At 47.6% G+C, this 15177-nt stretch carries 23 protein-coding genes; 22 read left to right on the top strand and 1 reads right to left on the bottom strand.

Going from position 1 to position 15177, the window contains the following annotated elements:
- The 22 genes from D3P09_RS02285 to D3P09_RS02180 all read left to right on the top strand — a co-directional run bounded on the left by D3P09_RS02285 (position 1) and on the right by D3P09_RS02180 (position 14486).
- Positions 1–432, top strand: a complete 432-nt coding sequence (locus tag D3P09_RS02285) for a phage tail terminator family protein (protein ID WP_120106837.1) — start codon at positions 1–3, stop codon at positions 430–432.
- Positions 422–622, top strand: coding sequence for a hypothetical protein (locus tag D3P09_RS02280; RefSeq protein WP_120106835.1), 201 nt, complete (start codon positions 422–424; stop codon positions 620–622). The genes D3P09_RS02285 and D3P09_RS02280 overlap by 11 nt, the downstream gene beginning before the upstream one ends.
- Position 623: 1 nt before the next feature.
- A complete protein-coding gene (locus tag D3P09_RS02275; RefSeq protein ID WP_120106833.1) occupies positions 624–1940 on the top strand; it encodes a phage tail sheath family protein in 1317 nt (438 codons plus the stop codon).
- A gap of 3 nt (positions 1941–1943) precedes the next feature.
- A complete protein-coding gene (locus tag D3P09_RS02270; RefSeq protein WP_120106831.1) occupies positions 1944–2411 on the top strand; it encodes a phage tail tube protein in 468 nt (155 codons plus the stop codon).
- Between the two features lie 45 nt (positions 2412–2456).
- Positions 2457–2864, top strand: coding sequence for a phage tail assembly chaperone (locus D3P09_RS02265; protein WP_120106830.1), 408 nt, complete (start codon positions 2457–2459; stop codon positions 2862–2864).
- A gap of 242 nt (positions 2865–3106) precedes the next feature.
- A complete protein-coding gene (locus tag D3P09_RS02260) occupies positions 3107–3463 on the top strand; it encodes a hypothetical protein (protein ID WP_120106828.1) in 357 nt (118 codons plus the stop codon).
- Positions 3464–3534: 71 nt separating this feature from the next.
- Positions 3535–6057: a hypothetical protein gene (locus D3P09_RS02255; RefSeq protein WP_120106826.1), complete on the top strand. Its 2523-nt coding sequence runs from the start codon at positions 3535–3537 to the stop codon at positions 6055–6057.
- Positions 6058–6069: 12 nt separating this feature from the next.
- Positions 6070–6738 (top strand): LysM peptidoglycan-binding domain-containing protein, encoded by a 669-nt coding sequence (locus D3P09_RS02250; RefSeq protein ID WP_120106824.1) that lies wholly within the window; start codon positions 6070–6072, stop codon positions 6736–6738.
- Positions 6735–7706, top strand: coding sequence for an XkdQ/YqbQ family protein (locus tag D3P09_RS02245; protein WP_120106822.1), 972 nt, complete (start codon positions 6735–6737; stop codon positions 7704–7706). Before D3P09_RS02250 ends, D3P09_RS02245 begins: the two co-directional genes overlap by 4 nt.
- Entirely contained in the window at positions 7706–8086 is a 381-nt protein-coding gene (locus D3P09_RS02240; protein WP_120106820.1) for a DUF2577 domain-containing protein, read from the top strand. Before D3P09_RS02245 ends, D3P09_RS02240 begins: the two co-directional genes overlap by 1 nt.
- The gene (locus D3P09_RS02235; protein ID WP_120106818.1) at positions 8076–8480 is read left to right on the top strand and encodes a DUF2634 domain-containing protein; all 405 of its coding nucleotides are present in this window, start codon (positions 8076–8078) and stop codon (positions 8478–8480) included. The genes D3P09_RS02240 and D3P09_RS02235 overlap by 11 nt, the downstream gene beginning before the upstream one ends.
- Positions 8473–9552 (top strand): baseplate J/gp47 family protein, encoded by a 1080-nt coding sequence (locus tag D3P09_RS02230; protein ID WP_120106816.1) that lies wholly within the window; start codon positions 8473–8475, stop codon positions 9550–9552. The genes D3P09_RS02235 and D3P09_RS02230 overlap by 8 nt, the downstream gene beginning before the upstream one ends.
- Positions 9545–10129: a putative phage tail protein gene (locus D3P09_RS02225; protein WP_120106814.1), complete on the top strand. Its 585-nt coding sequence runs from the start codon at positions 9545–9547 to the stop codon at positions 10127–10129. Before D3P09_RS02230 ends, D3P09_RS02225 begins: the two co-directional genes overlap by 8 nt.
- Positions 10126–10407: a ketopantoate hydroxymethyltransferase gene (locus D3P09_RS02220; RefSeq protein WP_120106812.1), complete on the top strand. Its 282-nt coding sequence runs from the start codon at positions 10126–10128 to the stop codon at positions 10405–10407. Before D3P09_RS02225 ends, D3P09_RS02220 begins: the two co-directional genes overlap by 4 nt.
- A 4-nt stretch (positions 10408–10411) precedes the next feature.
- Positions 10412–11104 (top strand): pyocin knob domain-containing protein, encoded by a 693-nt coding sequence (locus D3P09_RS02215; RefSeq protein ID WP_120106810.1) that lies wholly within the window; start codon positions 10412–10414, stop codon positions 11102–11104.
- Positions 11105–11118: 14 nt separating this feature from the next.
- The gene (locus tag D3P09_RS02210) at positions 11119–11514 is read left to right on the top strand and encodes a hypothetical protein (protein ID WP_120106808.1); all 396 of its coding nucleotides are present in this window, start codon (positions 11119–11121) and stop codon (positions 11512–11514) included.
- 14 nt (positions 11515–11528) lie between these two features.
- A complete protein-coding gene (locus D3P09_RS02205; RefSeq protein ID WP_120106806.1) occupies positions 11529–12011 on the top strand; it encodes a hypothetical protein in 483 nt (160 codons plus the stop codon).
- A complete protein-coding gene (locus tag D3P09_RS02200; protein WP_120106804.1) occupies positions 12004–12135 on the top strand; it encodes an XkdX family protein in 132 nt (43 codons plus the stop codon). Before D3P09_RS02205 ends, D3P09_RS02200 begins: the two co-directional genes overlap by 8 nt.
- A gap of 46 nt (positions 12136–12181) precedes the next feature.
- Positions 12182–12433, top strand: a complete 252-nt coding sequence (locus D3P09_RS02195) for a hemolysin XhlA family protein (RefSeq protein ID WP_120106802.1) — start codon at positions 12182–12184, stop codon at positions 12431–12433.
- A complete protein-coding gene (locus tag D3P09_RS02190) occupies positions 12430–13884 on the top strand; it encodes an N-acetylmuramoyl-L-alanine amidase (protein ID WP_120106800.1) in 1455 nt (484 codons plus the stop codon). Before D3P09_RS02195 ends, D3P09_RS02190 begins: the two co-directional genes overlap by 4 nt.
- Before the next feature lie 2 nt (positions 13885–13886).
- A complete protein-coding gene (locus D3P09_RS02185; protein ID WP_120106798.1) occupies positions 13887–14141 on the top strand; it encodes a phage holin family protein in 255 nt (84 codons plus the stop codon).
- 123 nt (positions 14142–14264) lie between these two features.
- Positions 14265–14486, top strand: coding sequence for a hypothetical protein (locus D3P09_RS02180; protein WP_120106796.1), 222 nt, complete (start codon positions 14265–14267; stop codon positions 14484–14486).
- A 105-nt stretch (positions 14487–14591) separates the two neighbouring features.
- Here the strand turns inward: D3P09_RS02180 and D3P09_RS02175 are convergent, their stop codons facing one another.
- Positions 14592–15164: a hypothetical protein gene (locus D3P09_RS02175; RefSeq protein ID WP_120106794.1), complete on the bottom strand. Its 573-nt coding sequence runs from the start codon at positions 15162–15164 to the stop codon at positions 14592–14594.
- Positions 15165–15177: the final 13 nt, after the last annotated feature.

Genomic DNA, 15177 nt, shown 5'->3' with positions numbered 1-15177 from the left:
GTGGAAGTGACGATTAATGATGTGCGCTATGCAGTCAACCGCGCTTTGGACGACGCATTCCCGGACGTTGCAATATCGGGTGAGGAGATCAAGCAGATGCCTGGTCCTCCTCATTTTTTTGTGCGTTTATTGGAACCGGCGCACACGCAAGAACTAGGACGGCGTTACCGCCGTGATCATCCATTTGTTGTGCGCTATTTTAGTCCGGAGCGAGCCAACGACGACATGTACAATATGGCAGAGCAAATGACGGCGGCGCTGAAATGGATATCTATCGGTGGTGGCAAGTGTCCAGGGAAGGGCATGCGATTTCAGATCATTGATGAGGTCCTGCATTTTTTTGTAAGCTATACCTTGCTGGTTTGGGAGCAAGAACCGGCTGCTACGAAGATGCAGTCTTTTGAACAGGAGGGGAAGGTCATTGAAACGTAAAGAACAAGAGGAAGAGCAGCACTCGGTTTCGGTTGTCCCTCGCTTCACGCGGGATCAATTTCTGCAATCCCGACAGAGGACGGGTAGAGAAAAGGACGTGTTGGCCGTGGTGCTGGAGTCTGGAAAGACTTACACGATCGCAGAGGCCAATGCAGCCATCAGATTATTTCTAACGAAGGAGGCGGATTAGTTTGGCTGGAGGTACATGGGCAACTCAAAACAAAGTAAGACCAGGAGTATATATCAACTTCAAAGGCAGTCCGAAGCCGTTGGGTCCATTAGGAGAACGTGGCATTACGTCGATGGCCTTAACACTGCCTTGGGGTGCGCCGAAAGAAGTCATGGCCATCGAGGCAGGCGATGACATTCGTGATCGCCTTGGGCTAGATCTGACGGACTCAGCTCTCCTGATCCTACGGGAAGCACTGAAGCAGGCGCAAACTGTTCTGCTGTATCGATTGAACTCGGGTACAAAGTCCAGCGCTACAATTGGAAGCCTGACCGCTACAGCGAAGCTTGGGGGTACATTGGGCAATGATCTGAGCATTGTCATTCAGGCGAACGTCGATGACGAGAACCTGTTTGATGTGTATACGCTTCTGCGCAGCTCAGAGGTCGATAAGCAGACCGCTGCCGATGCAGCAGGGTTGAAAAACAATAGCTACGTGGACTTCAGCGGCACGGGCAGCCTGACAGCAACGGCCGGCGCAGCTCTTGAAGGTGGTACGGACGGCACCGTTTCCAATCAAGACCACTTGGATTATATGTCGGCTATTGAATTGCATGATTTGAATACGATTGCTTATACCGGCACAGACGTGGCGTTAAAAGGCGTGTATACAGCTTTTGTCCGCAGGCTGCGAGAGACGGAAGGCAAGAAGCTGCAACTGGTGGTGGAGAATTACCCTTCAGCTGATTACGAGGGTGTAATCAGTGTTAAGAACGGTGTTGTTCTGTCGGACGGCACTACGCTGACAGCTGCTCAGGCAACAGCATGGGTCGCAGCGGCAACAGCAGCCGCACCGGTTAACCAGTCGTTGACTTATAGCGCTTATGATGGCGCGGTGGATGCGTCTCCTCGCTATACGAATACGCAAATCGTAGAGGCACTTCAGGCGGGCGAATTCGTGTTCACAGCTAATCAGGGTCGCGCCATTGTCGAGCAGGACATCAACACCTATACGAGCTTTACCCAAGAGCGTGGTAGGAGCTTCAGCAAAAATCGTGTTATCCGTGTCTTGGATAGTCTTGCGAATGATGTTCGGCGAATCTTTGAAACCTTCTACATTGGCAAAATCGGCAATACTTCAGATGGCCGTGCGCTGCTTGTTTCGGAAGTTGCAAATTATCTCCTTGCATTGGAAGGACTCGGAGCAATCGAAGGTATTGATGCTCAAACGGATATCGCCGTAGCAGAGGGTGCGGAATCAGATAGCGTCGTGATTAACCTCAATATTAAGCCGGTGGATGCTATCGAAAAAATCTATATTTGCGTGGAGGTGAAGTAAGAGATGTCCTACTTTCGTGAAACAGATGCAATCAGCGGTAAATCGGCGAAAGCCTACGTGACAATTGGTGGTCGTAAGGAGGAACTGTTCTACGCTAAGTCTCTTGAGGCTACCATTGAGAAAAATAAAGTGGATGTGCCCGTGCTGGGCAAGACGAACACACCGCAACGGGCCGCTGGCTGGTCCGGATCTGGTTCACTGACAATTTACTATGTTTCTTCTATCTTTCGGCAGCTTATGCGCGACTACATCAGGACGGGTGTGGATTTTTGGTTTGAGCTGATGATTGTCAACGAACAGCCGGGCAGTACGGCGGGCAAGCAGATCACATATTTGAAGGAGTGCAATCTCGACAGTGTAATCGCGGCGCGCTTCGATGCAAGCAGTGACGACATGCTTGAAGAGGAGCTGCTGTTTACGTTCTCCGATTATGAAATTGGGGAGAAATTTAATACTATTACTGGCGCCTAATCAGGCGCCTTATTTTTCACAACTTATAACTTGGAGGGATTAACTATGAGTTTACAAGACTTTCTGAATAGCAACCTGGTGACCGATCTGACGGAGGATGTCGCGGTTTCTACGCGTTTTAAAGACAAAGATGGAAATCTGCTGAAGTTTAAAATTAAGGCCATGTCAAATCCAGATTTTAATGACCTTCGTAAATCATGCACAGAAGTAAAGAAGAATCGCAAGGTTGAATTTGACTCTCATAGATTCAACCTGCGCATGATCATCAACCATACTGTCGTGCCGGATTTCAAACATGCTGAAAGCATTCAAAAGCTTGGGCTGCACACTCCTGAGGAATATGTTGAGAGCACGCTGCTGGCTGGTGAGGTCACAACACTAGCAAGTAAGATCCAAGAGCTTAGCGGATTCGATGTCGATATGAGCGCGCTGGTTGACGAAGCAAAAAACTAATACAGGAGGGCGACGCAGACGCAAACTATGCGTACTATGCCCTCCATAAGTTTCACAAGTGGCCGGGGGAGTTTATGGCACTCTCACGAGAGGAAAAAGCATTTGTAATGGCCGCTATCGATGAGAGAATAGCGGCTGAGAAGAAAGAAACGGCAAAAATGAAACGGAAATAGGCGATTCCTCGTATTATGTGGTATTATGTGGCAACATGTAGAAAATAGTAGAAACGAGGAGGAAGTGTGTTGAAGAAAATTTTTATGAGTCTGATTTTGCTATCGATGGTAATTGTCTCAGCATGTTCAAACGGTGGGGACAGTAAAAAGGATGAAAGAACGCTACAGGATTTCATTTCTGCTTACACGGAGGCGGGAGTAGAAGTTGATCCAAATGAAAAACCAATGTTTGAGGCTGTTAAGGCTAAAGACGGAGTTATTTTTTATATGGACGGGTCCCCTGTTAAAATATATGAATACGAATCTGCTGGTAAACTGAGTGATTCGTTGAAAAATTCCGGGTTCTCGGACTGGCCGACTAATGGCCGCTTTGCTCTCGAAACAAAAAAAGATGAAGCTGTAGAAGTATTCAAAAGCGTACAGTAAACAAATCTTAAGTCAGTTAGGCCCCTCATTTTCGAGGGGTCTTTTTATTTGTATTGGAAGGAGGTGAGGCTTTGCCAACCGTTACATCAACGCTAAAACTAATGGACGCTATGACAGCGCCGATACAGAGCATAACGCAGTCCATGGACGCCTTAATCTCGTCAGTAGAAAAAATGTATGAGTCAATAGGACAAATTGAGACATTGTCGAAATCAATGAGCTCAACGAAAGCGGCGTTAATATCCGTCGAGGGTGAAATGGCTGATGCGATTGGTCAGGCGGTCTTAGCTCAAGAAAAACTCAATAACGAAATTAGTAAGCAGCCTCCGGCCCCCACCGTTCCGGCAGAAACTCCTGGACCAATATCGTCAGTAACGATGTCGGAACCAGTGAAGTGGGATTCATGGGACGGCCCAGAAATGTTTCAGACATCCGGCGTGGAAAGGTACGCCCAAGAGATCACGGCGCTGCAGTCCAAGATGGATGAGTTGGCCACCTCGCAGATGGCTCTCGATCGATCTGATATATCCTTCTTGCCTGACAATGCCGCTGAAGATATAAATGCACTGCAAACACGTCTGGAGCAATTATATGCTCAGTTGCAGCAAGTCACTCAACAGAAGGATCGCATGAGCGCAAATGCATCGCCAGAAGCTTTCGACGCATTGAATGATTCCGCGGGGAAGATCCGGAAGACAATACACGATGCAATTGACGAGCAAAATGCTATGAATCGAGCGATGCAAGCCGGTGATCTATCAAAGGTGCAATCCTCCTATACCAAGCTGCATAACATTATAGACTCCACTGAGGGCGAGATCCGAAACAATAAAAAAGAACAAGAGCGTTTTAACAAAAGCCTCAAAGATGGGGAGAAAGCTGGAGACGGGCTTCTTGGAAAAATTACGGCAATAGGTGCAACGTACATTGGAATCAATCAGATGAAGTCATTTTTAGGTACTTCATTAGCTGGTGCCAATGACCAAATAAGAGCTGAACAGCGGCTCCAGTCCATTATGAGTAATGTTAATGGGATGACGCAGGATGGCATTGAGCTAGTGAAGCAACGTGCAAACGAGTTGGAGGCAACTACATCCATAGCTGCGAGCACGGGCATCTTCGGTCAGTCGCAGTTAGCAGAATATGTCTATGACCCTTCAAACGTATCAGCAATGACGGAATCCATGTACAATCTGGCGACTGAGACCTATGGTGCGAGTGTTAGCCAAGATCAGTTGATGCAGACGGCAAACCTCATGGGAAAGGTCATGATGGGTGACATTAATGCTCTGTCTCGTAATGGATTTAAGATTGATGCCATTTTTAGCGAAGCCGAACAAACCCTGCTTAAGACCGGTACAGAGGCAGAGCGAGCTGCTCTCGTAATCCAAATGATTGACGAAAACTTATCGGGACTTTCTCAAGCAATGGGAGAGACGCCGGAAGGACAAGCAATCCGGCTAGCCAATGCATGGGGGTCAGTTACGGATAAAATCGGCTATGGACTCATGCCGATTATCTCTCAGTTCTCCTCTTATATAATGGATAACATGCCTGTAATTGAATCTATTGTGATGACCGTGTTTGGTAGTATTTTTAGTATAATCCAAGCCGTTATGGGGGTAGCGATGGCTACTGCAACTTTTTTTGTTGATAACTGGAGCTGGATAGAACCGATACTGTGGGGCATTGTAGCTGCGATTGCTGCTTATCTGATCATGACAAAAGGTGTGAGCGCGGCGCTTCGTATCGCCGCTATTGCACAAGCGCTCTTTAACGCTATCATGAACGCTAACCCCTTTGTACTAATTGCGACACTTATTATTGGTGTCATTACAGCTTTAGTCCTGTTATGGCAAAAAAACGATGCGTTTGCAGCTGCCATGATGCGCGGATGGAATATGATCCTAAATTTCTTTGATCAAATCCCGATTTTCTTCAGACGGATTGGCAATGGCATCGTTAACATCTTCCAGAGCATGCGGGTCAAGTCGCTTGAAATTATGGAGAGTTTGATTAATGGTGTTATTGATCGGGTTAATGATCTAATCGAAAAACTTAATAAGATACCAGGTGTAAGCCTTGATGCAGTAGGTCATGTGGAGTTTGCATCGAAAGCTGCTGCTGAAGCTGAAGCTATTAAACAAGCAGGTGAAGAAGCCATCGCCGAAATGGATAAGTCGGCTGCCGCTAAAGCTGCTGCTCGGGAACAGAAGGTCCTCGATACAATGGAGGATCGAGCACGGAAGCGAGAAGAGGAGGAAAAGAAGAAGGAGGATCAGTTTGCTCCCCCGCCTTTGGTTGGAGGTCTGGACAACGGTAAATGGAAGATTGACGATGAGCCTTTAAGCGTCGATAACGTTAAGCAAGTCGATAAGATCAAGGACTCGGTTGATATTAGCAGTGAGGATCTGAAGATGATGCGCGAGCTCGCAGAAATGAAGAACATTCAGAATTATGTTACGCTGCAGCCGAGTATAAACTTCGGGGATACGCACATCCGTAATGAGAGCGATCTAAATACGATCGTGTCACGCATTACAACTCAGTTGGAACAGGATATCGCTGCAAGCGCAGATGCGGCATATGGATAGAGGTGGAGAGCGATGAAAATATATGGTATTGAGCTGAGCTTTAACAACAAGACTAGCAGGCTGCCGATACCAGTCAACCCCTCGGCAATTGACGTTGGGGAGTCTGGACAAGGCAAGACCTACAACGTTGCTGGCTTGGGGGAAATCAACGTCATAAAAGAGCGGAGGCTATCAGAATATAGCTTCAGTGGTATTTTTCCCGCTCGCCATTATCCGTTTGTGACGGTCTCCGAGTTGTATCCGCCTGACTTTTACATTGAGATGATCGAATTTTGGCTCAACCAAAAGAGGCCGATCCGATTTATTATGACCAGTGATAGCTTTGACATTAATACACCAGCTTCAATCGAATCATTTGACTGGCGCGAGGTTGCCGGCAGCGGCGGGGATATCGAATATAACATCAAATTAAAGAAGTATGTCTTTTATGCTGCGCGTAAGATCGTGCAAAAAGCACCAACCGGAAGCGGAACTGCTCAGAAAGCTTCGACCACCAAGCCCCGCCCTAATGATAAGCAGCAGCCAAAGACGTACACAATGGTTGCCGGCGACTCGCTTTGGAAGGTTGCACAAAAACAACTCGGCAATGGCGATCGCTGGAAGGAAATCCAGACGCTAAATGGTATCAAAGACGCTGACTTGAAGCGTCTTGCTGCAGGAAAGGTGCTGAAGCTGCCATGATGGATGTTAAGATCATCAATAAGCAGGGTGCTGAATGGGATATCTCCGAGATTGTGGAGGGTATGTCCTGGAAGACGTCGCGGATTGGTAAGGCGGGGAGCATCAGCTTCACACTTATCAAAGGAGCCCCGCTGTATCAGCTGAAGGATTTCGCCTACAGCAATGGCGATGTTGTCCGTTTGCGTGTTGGAAAAACGAATCTTTTTCACGGCTACATCTTCAGCATAGACGGCGGCCGCGACGAGGCAGTAAAAATCACAGCATATGACCAGACGCGCTACCTGATGAACTCGGATACTTATGTATTCAAAGGCGTAACCGCCGCCGATGTCCTGCGTCGAATCGCTAAGGACTTTGAAATCAAGCTCGGTACGGTAGATGATACTGGGTATAAGATCAAGACGATGAGCGAAGATGGTCAAAAGCTAATTGATATCATCTGCAAGGCAATTACGATTACCTATGCGAACACCGGAAAGGACTATTGTCTATACGATGATTTTGGGTCTCTTTGCTTGCGTCTCATCGATGACAGGCAATTGGATTTTTACATCGGCGATGGGAGCTTAATGACGGACTACAGCGTAAAGACATCGATTGACAGCGATACCTACAACCGCATAAAGCTGTACAGGTCAAACAAAAAGACTGGTAAACGCGACATTTTTATGTCGCAAGATACAGTCAATATAAAGCGTTGGGGCGTGCTGCAGCTTTATCAGAGCGTTGAAGAGGATGCGAACGAGGCACAGATCAAGGAGCTGCTTAACTCATTGTCCCTAATCAAAAACCGGGAGACCAAATCGCTTAAGATTAGTGCCTTGGGAGATACTCGGGTCCGCGCCGGCATGCGCATAAGAATCCGGATATCCGAATACAGTGTTGACCAGGCATTACTCGTTGACGAGTGTACCCATAACTTTGACGGCTCCGAACATTCGATGACATTGGATATGAGGGTGGTGTAATGGCAGATTTACTTAGCCTAATCAAACAAGCTGCAGCTGGTGCGGTGGATGCGACGAGCCCGGCCGCTGTGATGTTTGGCTTAATAACTGATGATAATCCGCTGGAGGTAAACGTGGACCAACGTTTTTCCCTCCCTGCGGATTTTTTGATTGTGCCTGAGTCGTTGACCCGGTTGGAGTTGCCGCTGTACCACACCCATCAATACACGGACACGAGTGACAGTGGGCCGGCTACAAAGACAACGTCAGCTGCTCTACCGGAGGAGCCGGTTGTCATACGTCGCGGATTGAAGAAAGGCGATAAGGTGGTGCTGCTTCGTGTGCAAGGCGGGCAGCAGTATCTCATTTTGGATAGGATGGTGAGCGGCAATGATACCTGAACTGGATCCAGCCTTGCTGGACCGTCCTTTGGATGATCATCCACAGCCATCTTTGACTTGGCAGCTTGATTTAGACAAAGGTAAAATTACTGGCCGTATTTATGGTCTTGATGCCGTCAAGCAAGCCGTATTCAAAGCGCTTCAGACGGTACGCTTCAACCACGATATCTATGATTTTGATTACGGCCATGAGTTGCCGTTGCTCCTGGGCAGCAACCCAATTTTTGCGGAATCAGAGGCAAAACGATTAATTGAAGAAGCGCTTATGACAGATGATCGCATCGACCGGATCGATCAGATTACTACAGAGGTGGCTGGAGAACAAATTATGATCCGCTTCGTGGTTCATACTGCCTTTGGCAGCTTCGAGCAGGAGGTGAGCACTGTTGTATGAGCATATGACATTCGATTTTATTTTGCAGCGTATGTTGGCCAGAGTGCCGGAGGATATCGATAAGCGTCAGGGTAGCGTGATTTACGAGGCGTGCGCGCCGGCAGCGGTAGAGCTGGCCCAGATGTATATCGATTTGGATGTTAATTATAATCTGTCCTTTGTGGATACGGCCAGCGGAGAATACTTGAGCCGCAGAACCTCCGAGTTTGGTGTTAACCGTAATCCGGCCACGGCTGCTGTCCGTCGTGGACAGTTCTACAATGCGAGCAATGCGTTGATGGATGTTCCTATTAGCAGCCGCTTTGCGGTTGGTGGTTTGACTTATGTCGTGAGGCAGCGGATCAGTATGGGCACGTATCAAATGAGATGCGAAACCGTGGGTACAGTTGGCAATGAACAGTATGGTGCAATGCTGCCGATCGATTATGTGGATGGACTAGCGAGAGCAGTGCTTTCGGATGTTTTGGTTCCAGGGGAAGACGCGGAGGCGGATGAAGCGTTGCGCCAACGATTTTATACAGCGGTTAATGAACCGCCGTTTGGTGGCAATGTCGCCGACTACAAGCAAAAGATAAATGCGATCTCCGGCGTCGGCGCCGTCAAGATCTATCCTGCATGGCAGGGCGGGGGGACGGTCAAATGCACATTGATAGCAGCGGACTGGCAGCCGCCATCCTCGGCATTGGTTTCGGAAGTCCAGACTTACATGGACCCGACGGTTAATAGCGGGCAAGGGGTGGGTCAAGCGCCTATCGGGCATGTAGTGACCGTTGTCGGCGTGGCAGGGCAAACCATTAACATTAAAACCACATTGACACTAGCCAGTGGAGTAACTCCAGGTCAAGTACAGCCAGAGATCGCTGCGGTTATATCCGGATATTTATTGGAGCTGAGGCACGATTGGGCTAATCAGCAACAACTCATTGTTCGGACCGCGCAAATTGATGCACGGATGCTTACAGTTGCAGGAGTGGAGGATGTTGAAGGGACACAGATAAATGGCTCAGCATCTAACCTGATCCTTGGCGTCGATGAAGTACCTGTGATGGGGGCGGTGATCATTAATGGCTGATCGTATATTAAGTCATCTGCCTGATTTTTATAACGTCGTCGAAGATTTTTTACGGTTGGGTCACACGGAAAGTATTGAGCTGGATCTACTGCAAAATGCGGTGGACCAGCTTTTTAATGACCAATTTGTCCTGTCAGCAGGGCATCAGGCTATTCGCCGGCGAGAGCTGATGTTGGAAATTCAAGCAGATCCGACTGAAACACTAGAATTCAGGCGCCGTCGCATTCTTAACCGCTATCAAACCAAGCCGCCGTTTACAGTCCGCTACCTGCAGCAGCAGTTAGATATGTTGGTAGGAAGCGGCATGACGATCGTATCAGTCGACCCGCAAGCTTTTGTACTTACGGTTACGACCAACCTGGACAACGCTAGTGTTTTTCGCGAAGTGTTGCATACGGTTGAGACGATTAAGCCGGCCAACTTGCTCTATCAACAGAATACCGCTTTGGATGATGATATTGGTCTGAAAGAGTATCTAAGCAGACAAGTCATAACTCGAAATTATAAGCTGGACGGATCTTGGAAGCTTGGCGAAAAGCCGTTTATGACCCTGGGTGTGGAGGTGCCAGTAACATGATCGATTCCGATCTACTTAATAGTATTGCGCAACATGTTAATAGTAGAGTCGACAAAGTGGTCATCAATGGTTCATTTGTCATTACTGACTTTGTTGTTAAAGCAGTGACGGACAATGTCATGGCGCTAAACTACATCGTGCCAGCAGCGGAAGTATCGCTCATTACAATGATAGAGCTAAAGGATATGTCGAATAAGGTCTTAACGAGCAGACCAGTAAACGTGCCCGTTGTGGCAGACCTTATGATGCTCCAGACCATAACGGTAAAGGAGGTTTAGTGACTTGGCAAAAACGGACTGGAAGATGGGCGATACAGTCGGCCCAACAGACATGAACCAGCTTGGTCAAGAGATTAATAATTTAGCATCATCCGGATTATTAGTCGTTAAGACGGGGGTCAACATGAACAACGAGCTGACCCCTGGTTGGTACTATGTGACTGAGGGGGCCACAAACAGCCCTCAGCCAAGCGGCTATTATCGCGTTGTAAGGCGCGACGACTATTACATTTTGCAGATATTTTATAGTGACCAAGGTAAGGGTACTTGGACAAGGGCTCGCCGCGGCAACGTTGTATGGCCGGAATGGAGCCGCTCAGGCGGCGGGGGACTCATAACGCCAAACGTCAGATTAGCAGATATAAACATCAACAATCCCGTAGCTAACACGTATTACACATTGATTGATATATCGAGCGCTGGTAGGCTGAGCCGTTTAGTCGTGACAGGCACGCAGACTAACAATAATTATCGCGTCCGGCTAAGAGTGGACGGAGTAGAATCCTCACTTGCAACAGAATCAGGGCAAGCGCATAACGGACGTGGCTATCCTCACGCAAGCGGTACAACTGCCTACTCCGCAGCCTACTCTCTTGATTATTTTACTGACATTGAGTTTAAGTCCCTTAAAATCGAAATCATGTCAACAGTAGCAGCTACTCAGATGCAAGGCTCTGCTGACTATGCGCTGGTTTAAGGGGGATGTAACGTATGCCACAGATTCTGCGAGGCATTGAAACAACTCACCTTAACGTCAACCCAAATCAATGGGTTGTTGCTGGAGAAGTTACAGGCATTAAGGGACGTATTGACAGGATTACGGTTATTGCGGTCAAAGACGGACAAATAGGGGGAGTTCGCTATACTGATGTTCGAGTTAGTGTAGACGGCGGGGCTTGGCACGACATTCATATCGGCGGTACAGCAGACTCTAATTTGAGTCGTATGATTATGGTCACGTACTCTGCTTCTGCTTTTAACCAGAGGGTAGATATTAAAGTACCTACCGACTTCGAAAGCTCTTTTCGAATAGAGGCACGACAAAAATTAACCACGCAACAAGCAAACATAACATCCGCAGTAGACTACGTTGAGTTTATGGATTAGACAGGAGTGATAAAATGCTGCCAAAAAACACCCGCATAGAAGAAAACGGACAAGTGATGATCGAACGTAACCCGGGAGAATGGGTCCATCATTCAATGCGTTACCACATTCGGGCCGAGCTTGTAGACGGAGGAGTGAGAGCTGCTCTTTTTGATTACCTTGGCCAGCCTGCAGAGTTATCCGGAGTAAAGGTTTCTTTCCAGCTCGCTGCTGGTGAAGAATTCTTAATTGAAACGCGAGCAGGCGTTGCCACCTTGCTAGATGACAGGCCAATCTCTTACGTGTATATTAGCTCCAACTATCCCGGAGTTGATCCAGCAGAGATTGGCCAGCAGCCGAATCCGCTAATGGATATCGATTTAATGGGTGCGCAATTGGTACAACAAGAGCTGGAGGCGCTTGAGTTAAAAGCTATTAATGCCATGCTAGGTGCGCAAATGGTGCAGATGGAATTGCGGCTTTTAGCGCTGGAAGGAGGTGCGGTTGATAATGAGTGATTTTGAGCGTATCCAATTTTACTATCAAAAGGGCTGGGCAACAGACTCGCAATTACGGCAATATGTTACCTACAAAGCAATAACACCTGAGCAATACAAAGTGATTACAGATCAAGATTTTTAAGGCTCCGCATAGGCGGGGCCTATTTTATTGGGAAAGGGACGATAAGATGCCAGACATGCAAAATGAAATGTTGCAGCGCATGACGCGAGTCGAAACGAAGGTTGACGGCATGGACGGCAAACTCGATCGAGCAATTACGGCGAATGAAATGGCTGTTGAAGCCCGCGCTTCTGCCAGTTCAGCTCATAAGCGTATCGACAAAATCGAAGACAACCAAAAATGGATATGGCGGACAATGGTCGGGGCGGTGCTTGTAGCCGTGGTCGCCTTTATCATTGGCGGTGGTCTTAAGCCATGATCCAGCGAATAAAAATCAACGGTGTTACCTGTGATGTTTGCGAGGCCGACTCGCGAGTTGATGACATCTACGCCGCCTTTGGAGCTAAGATGACTATCAATCAGCTCGCGGTGGCTACCGGGGCGGATGTGGCCGGGAATCTACCTTATGCAGAATACAAGATTGGAGGCGTGCCGTTAGGGCGGAACGTCGTTGGTGGAAAACAGGTATCAGTGGACGGGCCAAAGACGATCGCGCGCGACTCGCTTTTTATGCTGTCGGATGAAACGATGCACATCGGCAGGCCGCCTGCAGGTGTAACGTGGTCCTTGCAGGGATCGCCACCGTTGCTTGCCGGCGGAGTGGATGTCGTGGACGATGGCATCAAGCGCGATCAACTCGGCAAGGATATATGGGCTAACAATGCCAAGCATATCCGCATCGCCTACGGCCTGAAATCGCCGTACGAACTGGTCATTGTTCGAACGCGGGCAGAAGTCACTCTGAAGGCGTTGGCGGAAATCATGAAGACTCTAGGTTGCGTAGTGGCGATTAACGGTGACGGCGGTGGTAGTACGACACTTTATCCGGCTGACAGCGGCAATGGCCGCAAACTCGGCGCGGCATTATGTATCAAGGGGGCGGCAAAATTGAAGCTTATTGGAGATCAAAAACCGAAGCTTGTCATTGACCCAGGGCACGGAGGTAAGGACCCGGGGGCGAGTGGGAACGGGATTGTTGAAAAGCATATGGTGCTGGACATCTCGCTCTATCAATACAAGCGTTTCAAAGAGTTGGGCATCAAAGTGGCGTTGACGCGGGACAGTGATATCACACTGGATTCAAATGCGCGGGCTGCGCTGGTCAAGGATAGTGGGGCCGAGCATTGCATATCGAATCATGTTAATTCCGCATCATCGTCTACAGCTGCGGGTGTTGAGACGATACACAGCATCTATAGTGACGGCAAACTGGCTACGGCACTTATGCAAGCTATTGCCGATGCAGGACAACCAAAGAGATCTACACCAGTCTTTAGCAGGAAAAACGAAGCAGGCACAAACGATTATTATTTTATGCATCGGCTGACTGGTAATGTATCAACGATAATCAGCGAGTACGGCTTTTGCAGTAGCCCAGCTGACGCTGCGCGCCTCATTGAAAATTGGAAGACTTACGCCGAGGCTGTCGTTAAGGCGTATTGCCAGTTTGAAGGCCACAAATACACGCCGCCTGCAGGGACGACGCAGCCGCCAGTTACTCCGGAGCCGAAGCCTCCTAAGACGGTAGAAGGCTTTACGGATATCTCGGGCCATTGGGCGGAAGCGTCTGTCGTTAAGGCGATCAGGGCTGGTATCTTAAACGGCGTCGCCGCAGATCGCTTTGCTCCAGATCAACCGCTCACGCGTGCGCAGGCGGCCGTTTTACTGGACAGGCTCGGACTCCTTGAGAATGGAAAGGAGGTGAAATGAATATGGAGAACGATATCATCCAATACATCATGTCTGAAGCATTGGTGCTTATGCCGGTGCTTTTTATTATCGGCCTGCTGCTGAAGAACACGCCGAAGGTTTCTGACTGGACAATCCCATGGGCGCTGCTCGGACTCGGTATTGCCAGTGGTATTATGATCGTCGGCGATGTGCTGCAAGGCGCTATTCAAGGCGTGCTTGTGACTGGCGCAACGGTTCTGGCTCATCAACTCATTAAACAATCCTTAAATAAATAGTAAGCACAAGAAAACCCGTGGACCATGATGAGCCGCACCCCTTCGTCTGGACTAGTATAGCATGTGTCCAGCTTTTGGGGTGTGGCTCAATTGGATAGCGGGTTTGGAAAAGGAGCGATAACTATGTCCGTTCAAGATCAAGTAGAACGACTAGAGGCAGAAATAGTTGAACTTAAATATCAATTGATGGTCCTACAAAACTATGTAATGCCTAATACAATCCCGGAATGGGCACAAGCAGCTTCAGATAAAGCGAAGGCAGCGGGAATGGTTCCTTCGCCAGTTAACGGCGGCTACGATTTCTATAGAATGACAGCCTTCCTAGACGAAAAGAGATTGATTTAAGATTTCAACACATTTTTAAGTCCTTCAGCCGTTAACGCGGGCGCAGTTTGCGGCAGTTCTATATCGAAGCAGCAAAAAAGCCCTTTAGCTTTAAGTTAAAGGGCTTTAATGAATATAGTCGTCACCATTATTGCTAAAAGGGAATACTTCCAGATAAACATTATGGGGAAGTGAATCTTTGAATTGATTTATCTCATTTTTTTGTTGTTCATTTACATTAAAAACGCTTATCTTGCCAATGGGATTTCCTTTTGAAATATAAACTTTTAATTCAACATTTTCGGAGGAAATGAAACTGAACTGATTTATCCATTGCTCACATTTTTCACTTATTTTTTTTAATGCATTACGCTCATATTGTTTTTCAGATTCATTTTGTTTGTCACGTTTTCGAATTCCGATAAATATGATTGTTAATGTTATCAAAGGAAAAACGATCATTGAAAGTACTTGCAGTGAATCACTAAAAATCTGAGTGTTAATCAGTAAATAAATAATGCCAATTACAAATGAAGAACTCAACCACAGAATTGGCACTATCCTAATAAATATCAATTTCATTGCTTGATCTTTATTAAATGGAAGTCCAATTCTCCAACCTTTAGAAATATAAAATACGAAGGCGAGGAGTGACGATAAAACTAACAGTCCAATTTGGATAATTAGCCATATGGGCATATCCTCGCCTCCT

Origin of the sequence: Paenibacillus pinisoli, from assembly GCF_003605435.1 — a bacterium.
GTDB classification, from domain to species: domain Bacteria; phylum Bacillota; class Bacilli; order Paenibacillales; family Paenibacillaceae; genus Pristimantibacillus; species Pristimantibacillus pinisoli.
This window is presented reverse-complemented; position numbering and strand designations above follow the sequence as displayed.